This window comes from Sulfuricurvum sp. MLSB (assembly GCF_000747095.1).
Classification (GTDB): Bacteria; Campylobacterota; Campylobacteria; order Campylobacterales; family Sulfurimonadaceae; genus Sulfuricurvum.
On sequence record NZ_JQGL01000032.1, the window covers coordinates 1 to 7,563 of the forward strand.

The window sequence follows — 7,563 nt, forward strand, 5'->3', positions numbered from 1 at the left end:
CGTGGATGAGAATCGGCACAAGTGTATCATGTTTAGGTGACGTTGGTGCGAACTGAAAATGCATATTGATCTACGAACGGATAAAAAACATCTACAAACGATTTGTCTAATCCTCTAAACTGCATGCAAATTATTGAATGGACGTAATGTATGGAATACACACTCGCAGATACCGATTTTTTAGTATCGCAAACGGACTCAAAAGGGAAAATTCTTTTTGCCAATGAGGATTTCTGTAAGATCGCCGGATATGCGCTCGAAGAGCTTATCGGACAACCGCACAGCATCGTGCGTCACCGCGATATGCCAAAAGCAGCGTTCAAAGACCTCTGGGATACCGTTAAAAGCGGCAAAGTTTGGAAAGGATACGTGAAAAACGCTACGAAAAACGGCGGCTTTTATTGGGTATTCGCGACCGTGTATCCCAACATCGCGTGCGGGGACACGGATCACGGATACATGTCGTGCCGTCGCAAGGCATCGCCCGCCGAGATCAAAGCGGCCGAAGAACTCTATAAAACGATGCGTTAAAGGTCTAATGGATGAAAAACAGTACAAAAGCAGCCGTCTTATCGGCAGTCGGGATTGCGGGAATGGTGTTTGCGGCTGCCGCGGATTCCGTATGGATCGCGTCAGGGTTTATGGTTGCCCTTGTAGCAGCGGCTATCTGGATGAACGGCATGTCTGACGCCACGGAGCGGTTTTCGCGGCAATTGAGTGATTTTGAAGAACTGCTGCAATTTAAACGAAATCAAATCGGCAGCACCGATGCCGTCTCCGGCAGTATCGAAGCAAAGTTGAACCATCTGGCCAAAACGCATGAAGCTATTCTGGAACAGGATACCAAAGTCGCAGGCGAAATGGTACTGCTGGCCGATAAAGTCCGTCGGGGGCATTTCATATGCCGTGTAGCCAGCGACAGCAAAACGCCTCACGTTCACCTCCTCCGCAAAACCATGAATGCCATGCTGGACGCGACGGAAAAAAATCTGGATCAGGCCATCAGCGTATTGGAATCATTGAGCGAAGGGAGATTTTCTACCCGTGCAAACGTCAACGTCGAAGGAAAAATGGCGCAAATGCTAGAAAAAATCAATGATCTCGCATCTGCCCTGCAGTCAATGGAAAAAGAAAATACCGAAGCCAAAGAGGTACTGCACAACAACACGCAACAGCTTAAATCGACGATTGAGAGCCTGCGTTCGAATCAATTCGTCGAACTTAACGGCATGATCAACACGACCGTGGAACGGATTCATAGGGTTGCGAACAAAGAACATGACCTTTCCGTAAATTTGCAGTCGCTGGCAGGCAATGCCCAAGAGACGAAACAAATCCTGATCGCGATCGGAGATATTGCCGATCAAACCAACCTTTTGGCGCTTAATGCGGCTATCGAAGCCGCACGTGCCGGCGAACACGGGCGCGGTTTTGCCGTCGTTGCCGACGAGGTGCGCAAGCTGGCTGAACGTACCCAAAAAAGTTTGGCGGAGACGGCCGCTACGATCAATGTGCTCATTCAGGCGATTAACGACAACAGCGAGTCGTTAAACGACAACATGGACGAAATGATGGATTTGACAAAATACGTAGGCGCCGTCGACAATAAAATGGAGGAGCTTCTGCTGATTATGGATCGGTTAAGCTAGAGGCCAGATAGCGTGTTTTATTCCAGCGCAATTTTCTGCCGTATTTTATGCACGCTCATTCCCACAACAATCAATAATATCAAGCCCGTAAAAAGCGGCCATAACAGATAAAACGACAGATGCCCCTGCGTTACGATCAAAAAATTGGCTCCGGCGGGCGGATGGACGACTTTTACCAAGTGCATGAGCATGATCGTTATTCCCAACCCGATCCCGACACTAAGCCAGCCTCCCGATGTGTATTCTAAAACCGCCGCTCCGAGAACCGTCGATATAAAGTACCCGCCGAAAATATTCAAAGGCCTTGAAAACGGGCTTTGCGGCGCGCTGAACAATAGGACCGCCGTTGCCCCGAACGGAGCGATAATCATCATCGTATCGGACTGCTCGGCAATCATGCCGATCAAGGAGAGGCCGATAAAGGCTCCGACCCCGACAACGATGCTTTCGAGGAGATGAAGGGGTTTCTTGGGTTTGGTGTGCATAAAGTCGCAATCTTCCTATTCTGTTTTAGACGTTATTGAAATATACTATCCAATTATAGTATATTTATTTTGTATTCGCTGCCATCTCTGCGCTAAGGAAAGTTTGATTACAATATTTTTATTAGATTCAAAGGGTTCGTATGCATTTTTCCAAAACGGCTGAATACGCTATCCGCGTTTTGGCTTATCTGCACCGCTACGACACGACTTCCCATTCGGTTAATGTTCTGCATCGGGAACTGAATCTCCCCTACAAGTATCTCACACGTCTCATGACCCATTTGGTCAAACAAGGTCTTGTCCGTTCTTCACGGGGGCGCGAGGGAGGATTGAGCCTGGCTAAATCCGCGGATGAAATACGTTTGTGCGATATCCTCGAAGCAATCGGCGAATCGCTTGAATCCTCACGGTGTATTTTGGGATTCGAATCGTGCGATTGTGCCAATCCGTGCGCGCTTCACGATCAGTGGGCAGCGCCCAAAGAGCTTATCGGCACGATGCTGACAACGACTACGCTGGCTTCCCTGACCGACAATCGAAACATCAAAATCTGATTTTCCCTAAAAAAGCCGTCCTATTTTCCGAAATCCTATCCAGTACATGAGTCCTCCTACGGCGATAACACCCGTAAAATACGGGAACAAGTCGATCCAGCCGCTTCCGCGGTAAAAGATACTCTCCGTCCCTTCGATGTAATATCGCAGCGGGGATACGAGGGAAATTGTCTGCAAAACGGGGTGCATGGCGTGAATCGGAGTCCATGCGCCGCTGAGGAAAATAAGCGGCATCATGACGACGATGGAGAGCTGTGCCACCTGCATGATGTCGCGCGCGACAGCGGCGATGAACAGACCGATCCCCGCGCTTGCCCAAACGTAAAAGAAGCTGAGCAGTGCAAAGGCCACAAAGGAGCCGTTGAACGGCACGGAAAATATTCCCATTACGATGAATCCAAGCGATATGACGATGCCGACCATCACGATCAGCACCTGAGAGAAGGATTTTGCCAGAATGATGAGCTTGGGGTCGACGGGCATCAAGAGCATGATGTCCCATGTCCCCTGCTCTTTTTCACGTACGAATACGACGGCCGTCAGGATAACGGTGATCATCGTAATGATCGAGAGAAGTTCGGTCAAAGCCATAAAAGTGTGGTTGTCGGCATTTTGATTGAAAAGTTTATGACTGGCTATCTCGACGGGAATGTCAGGCGATGTGATATCAAAAATGATGTTTTGCAGATACCCGAGCGTCGTATAAGCTTGTGAAGCAGCCGTTGCGTCGAGCAGTATGTTGATTTGCGTCTTCTGTCCCTGCCGCCATTTTTTTTCGAAATCGGCATCAAAGACGATTCCGACGATGATCTCTTTGTCGAAAATTGCGCGGCTGAGTTCTTTTTGGGAACCAAACCGCTGCGGAGGGAGAAATTCGGGAGCATGAAGCCGAGTGAGGATTTTTTGGCTCAGCCCGCCGCCCGTATCGTCGACGTATCCCACGGCAACGTTACGGGGTTTCATCTCGATACCGCTTCCCGAAATGTAAACGTTCACGGTAAACGAATAGAGCACGACAAGAACCAATTGCCATGAACGGATAAAGGCCAACAGCTCTTTACCGACGATCGCCCAGAAAATACGGTTCATTTAAGCTCCTTGCGCAGGAATAGGCGTCCGAGGCTCAGCAATACAATCGCGTAAAAGAGCAGTATCAGAAGATAGCGGAGGGTTTTTGCCGATTCCAGCCCCTCCCCGATCAAAAAAACATCATAGACGATGTGGTTGTAATACATAACCGGAAAAATATGGGCCTCGATTTGCGACATACCGCTCATCGAGGAGATCGGCATAATAATCCCCGAATACATGAATCCCGGGATAATCGTAATGATAATGGTGAAGACGACCGCTACGATCTGGGTCCGCGTGATGACGGAAATCAGCATCCCGATGGAGATGCTGATCATCAGGTAGATTTCCGACGCTGCCCAGTAGAGAAAGAAACTTCCGCGAAACGGAACATCGAAAACATAGACGGCCCACAAAAATACGACAAAGATATTCAGCGAATGGAGCAAAAATGCGGGGATCAGTTTGGCTGCGAGGAATTCGCTTTTGGAGAGCGGAGACGCGTAAAAATTGAAGATCGTCCCCCGCTCTTTTTCCTTGACGATCAGCAATGCGGCCAGTATCGCCGGAGCAACCAATAATACCAGTCCGATAAGCCCGGGAACAATCGCATCTTCGTCTCGCATCGCCTGATTGAAGAGTGTGCGTTGGTTAATCGTAATGCTGCCGTTTGCCTGATTGTGTCCAAATTCCGACGCCGCATCGAGAATGACACCTTTGACGTAGGTCTCCATCGTGATTCCCCGGCTTGGAAACGCTGCATCGGCAAACACCCCGATTTGCGTCGTTTGACCATGCAAAAGCCGTTTTTCGAACGACTCGGGAATGATGATTACAACGTCGGTCCGGGCCTGTTTGATCCGGCCAAGTGCTTCGGCTTCGCTGATCGGAAGGATTTGCGTATTGAAATATTTTGAGTGTTCGAATTTGCTGATGAGCCGATACGAGATGGGGCTGCGATCATGATCGACGATAAGCGTACGTGCGCCGCTCACTTCCATTCGTATGCCGTTTCCGAATAAAAGAAGAATCATGCTGGGAAGTAAAAAGACCATGATGATGAAGCGGGACCGGACAAGCTCGGTCAGTTCTTTGTAGATATAGGCCTTAATGACGCGTATCTTCATCGGTAATACTCTAAAAAGATATCTTCGAAGTTTACGGCATTCGGATGCAGCGCATACAGTTCCTCAAGCGTGTCATCCGCCACTTTTTTGCCGTCACGCAGCAGTACAATCCGGTCGCAAAACTCCGCTTCGCTCATGTAGTGTGTCGTGATCAAAATGGAAATCCCCCATTTTTCTTTCAATGCGATCAGCAACTGCCAAAATTGCGCGCGGGCAATCGCATCGACGCCGGATGTCGGCTCGTCCAGAAACAGAACGACCGGATCGTGCAACAACGCCGCCGCCAATGAGAAACGCTGATTAATCCCCAACGGAAGGTTCAAGGGGAGCTCATCCAGATAGATATCAAAACCGAGCTCGGTTGCGTACAAAAGTGTCTTATCAACCGCCTTCTCAAAAGGAATACTGCGCATAGCGGCGAAATAGAGGAGATTTTCCCGTACCGTCATATCGTTGTACAGGGCAAAATGCTGACTGACGTAACCGATCGAGGCTTTGAGCGTTTGGCGATCCGATGTATTTTGGATCAGTCGACCCAGCAGCTCGAGTTCACCGCCGTCGATAGGATGAAGTCCGAGCAGCATTTTGATAAACGTGGTCTTCCCTGCTCCGTTGGCGCCCAACAGGCCCAATATTTCGCCGCGCTTGAGCCGAATATCCACACAGTCGTTGGCGATGAAACCGTCGAAACGCTTTGTCAGCCCGCGTGCTTCCATAATAACCGAATCGCGTACATAGTCTTCATGGTGGGTACTTAGCGTTATCGGCGGAAGCGAACGCCCTTTTTTCAAGGCATTGACGAAAAAAAGGGCTTCCAGCGTCGGTTCGGTATGTGCAAAATCGAGCGGCTTGATCGAATAGGTCGCGTCACGTGTCGTAATACCATCCGTTTGCTGCGACAGAACATACGTCATAGGGCGAACCGAGTCGATCAGTTCTTCTGTGCTGCCGAGGGCTATTATTTCCCCTTCATCGAACAACAGCAACCTGTCCATCCGTGCCGCTTCTTGCATATAAGCGGTGCTCACGAGAATAATCGTCCCCTCTTGGGTTCGTATCTGATCGAGAATATCCCACAATTCGATCCGGCTGAGCGGATCGACGCCCGTCGTCGGTTCGTCCAGTATCAGCAGTTTCGGCCGGTGCAGCAGAGTGCAGATAAGGGAAAGCTTTTGCATCATCCCTCCGCTGAGATTGCCGGCTCGGCGATCGGTGAATTTTTCCAGTCCGGCCATCTGCAGCAATCTTTGCTGATAGGCGATGAAAGATGCGTCTTTGTTAATATTGCGGATGTCGGCAAAAAAATTGAGATGCTCTTGAACCGTGAGCATATCGTACAGCACGAGTCCGATCCCCTGAGGCATCAGGGCGGTCATAGATTTGATTGGTTCGGCTTCAGCGGGAGATCGGTAAAGGGTATTGTGAAAGCGGATGCTTCCATCAAAAGCACCTACTCCGGCAATGGCATGCATTAATGAGCTTTTTCCCGCTCCGTCTGCACCGATGAAGCCGATGATTTCACCGGCGCGGGCAGAAAACGATGCGTCGCGGATTGCCGTATGCTGATGATAGCGGACGCTGACGCGATCGATCTTGAGCGTATCCATCGTCTGCCGCTATTCGGGAACTTCGCGCAGGCTTGAGGGCAGATTTTTACCGTCAAGCGAGATTACGCCGATGGCGGGGAGGCCGAGTTTAAGCAGCGGATCGGGTGCAATGGGTTTGAGGTGCACGGCATACACACGCTGTATCCGGTCGCTGGCGACTGAAACTTCTTTCGGAGTGAATTCGGCTTTTTGTTCAATGCGGACGACTTGAGCCGCGATCGGGCGATCCGGGTAGGCGTCCACGAAGATGACGGCACGATCGCCGATTTTGATTTTGCCATTTTTAAGGGTATCGACGAAAATCTTCAAATAAAGGGTTTTGGGATCGATCAGTGTCGCAACGGGACTTCCGGCTCCGACCACTTCGCCGCCGTGGGAAATGGTTTCGATTACGAATCCGTCGATCGGCGAATTGAGTTCCATCTCGCCGAGCACGGCGTCGTTTTGTGCTTTAGTCGCCTGAAGGGCTTTGATGCCCGAAGCCAGTGCTTTGTTCCCCTCCTCCATAACGGCAATGCGGTGTTGAGCCGCCGATGCTTCGACGCGGCCGCTTTTTGCAATGCTGATTGCTTGGTCAAGCTGTTTGCGTTTGAACATCAGGGCGGACAGCTGATCGCGATCCGTATTGAGTTTTAATTCCGCCGCTTCAAGCTGGCGCATTTCGATCAGCCTCTTCTCGACCAGATCGCCCATGCGTTCCCGATCCTTTTCACTTTGTGCGACAAGACTTTTTTGCGCGCTGATCATTTGATCAAGTTCGTCGCGGGCTCTGAGGTTCAGCGCGAGATTGGCGTCGGCTTTGAGCAACGATTCGGGCAGGCTTCGGCGCAGAATATCCAGTTCGATCCGACGCGCATTGAGTTCTTGCCGTTTTGCGTCCAACTGAGCTTGGATCTGATCGTTTTGCGCCCGGTATTCGCGACTGTCCAGACGTGCGATAGTTTGATTGGCACGTACGGCTTCGCCTTCCTGAACATCAATGCTGATAAGCCGTCCGGGATATTTGGTGTTGAGATTGATAAGATCGCCGTCAATCCGCCCCGTCCCCTGTATCAGATTATCGGGCAACA

The 7,563-nt window shown here is 50.3% G+C and carries 8 protein-coding genes; 3 read left to right on the forward strand and 5 right to left on the reverse strand.

Annotated features, from left to right (window positions below; translation table 11 throughout):
* The first annotated feature begins 150 nt into the window (after positions 1 to 150).
* Together JU82_RS03510 and JU82_RS11690 are read left to right on the forward strand one after the other, a co-directional pair.
* Complete coding sequence (locus JU82_RS03510) at positions 151 to 531, forward strand: PAS domain-containing protein (protein WP_294892089.1); 381 nt, start codon at positions 151 to 153, stop codon at positions 529 to 531.
* A gap of 698 nt (positions 532 to 1,229) precedes the next feature.
* Positions 1,230 to 1,649, forward strand: a complete 420-nt coding sequence (locus JU82_RS11690) for a methyl-accepting chemotaxis protein (RefSeq protein ID WP_294892090.1) — start codon at positions 1,230 to 1,232, stop codon at positions 1,647 to 1,649.
* Between the two features lie 17 nt (positions 1,650 to 1,666).
* Here the strand turns inward: JU82_RS11690 and JU82_RS03520 are convergent, their stop codons facing one another.
* Positions 1,667 to 2,134, reverse strand: coding sequence for an HPP family protein (locus JU82_RS03520; RefSeq protein ID WP_037946530.1), 468 nt, complete (start codon positions 2,132 to 2,134; stop codon positions 1,667 to 1,669).
* Between the two features lie 140 nt (positions 2,135 to 2,274).
* Between JU82_RS03520 and JU82_RS03525 the strand changes: the two genes are divergently transcribed.
* Entirely contained in the window at positions 2,275 to 2,688 is a 414-nt protein-coding gene (locus JU82_RS03525; protein WP_037946533.1) for an Rrf2 family transcriptional regulator, read from the forward strand.
* A gap of 6 nt (positions 2,689 to 2,694) precedes the next feature.
* Here JU82_RS03525 and JU82_RS03530 read toward each other — a convergent pair whose 3' ends face one another.
* The 4 genes from JU82_RS03530 to JU82_RS03545 form a co-directional block, all read right to left on the reverse strand.
* Positions 2,695 to 3,777 (reverse strand): ABC transporter permease, encoded by a 1,083-nt coding sequence (locus JU82_RS03530; RefSeq protein ID WP_037946535.1) that lies wholly within the window; start codon positions 3,775 to 3,777, stop codon positions 2,695 to 2,697.
* The gene (locus JU82_RS03535) at positions 3,774 to 4,886 is read right to left on the reverse strand and encodes an ABC transporter permease (RefSeq protein ID WP_037946536.1); all 1,113 of its coding nucleotides are present in this window, start codon (positions 4,884 to 4,886) and stop codon (positions 3,774 to 3,776) included. Before JU82_RS03535 ends, JU82_RS03530 begins: the two co-directional genes overlap by 4 nt.
* The gene (locus JU82_RS03540) at positions 4,883 to 6,493 is read right to left on the reverse strand and encodes an ATP-binding cassette domain-containing protein (protein WP_037946539.1); all 1,611 of its coding nucleotides are present in this window, start codon (positions 6,491 to 6,493) and stop codon (positions 4,883 to 4,885) included. Before JU82_RS03540 ends, JU82_RS03535 begins: the two co-directional genes overlap by 4 nt.
* A 9-nt stretch (positions 6,494 to 6,502) precedes the next feature.
* Positions 6,503 to 7,563: HlyD family efflux transporter periplasmic adaptor subunit (locus JU82_RS03545; RefSeq protein ID WP_037946542.1), on the reverse strand; the 1,061-nt coding region annotated here is incomplete at its 5' end.

What these genes read in the sequence shown, in the direction of transcription:
- JU82_RS03510 (WP_294892089.1), top strand. Translation starts at nt 151, where the DNA reads ATGGAATACACACTCGCAGATACCGATTTTTTAGTATCGCAAACGGAC.
- JU82_RS11690 (WP_294892090.1), top strand. Translation starts at nt 1,230, where the DNA reads ATGATCAACACGACCGTGGAACGGATTCATAGGGTTGCGAACAAAGAA.
- JU82_RS03520 (WP_037946530.1), bottom strand. Translation starts at nt 2,134, where the DNA reads ATGCACACCAAACCCAAGAAACCCCTTCATCTCCTCGAAAGCATCGTT.
- JU82_RS03525 (WP_037946533.1), top strand. Translation starts at nt 2,275, where the DNA reads ATGCATTTTTCCAAAACGGCTGAATACGCTATCCGCGTTTTGGCTTAT.
- JU82_RS03530 (WP_037946535.1), bottom strand. Translation starts at nt 3,777, where the DNA reads ATGAACCGTATTTTCTGGGCGATCGTCGGTAAAGAGCTGTTGGCCTTT.
- JU82_RS03535 (WP_037946536.1), bottom strand. Translation starts at nt 4,886, where the DNA reads ATGAAGATACGCGTCATTAAGGCCTATATCTACAAAGAACTGACCGAG.
- JU82_RS03540 (WP_037946539.1), bottom strand. Translation starts at nt 6,493, where the DNA reads ATGGATACGCTCAAGATCGATCGCGTCAGCGTCCGCTATCATCAGCAT.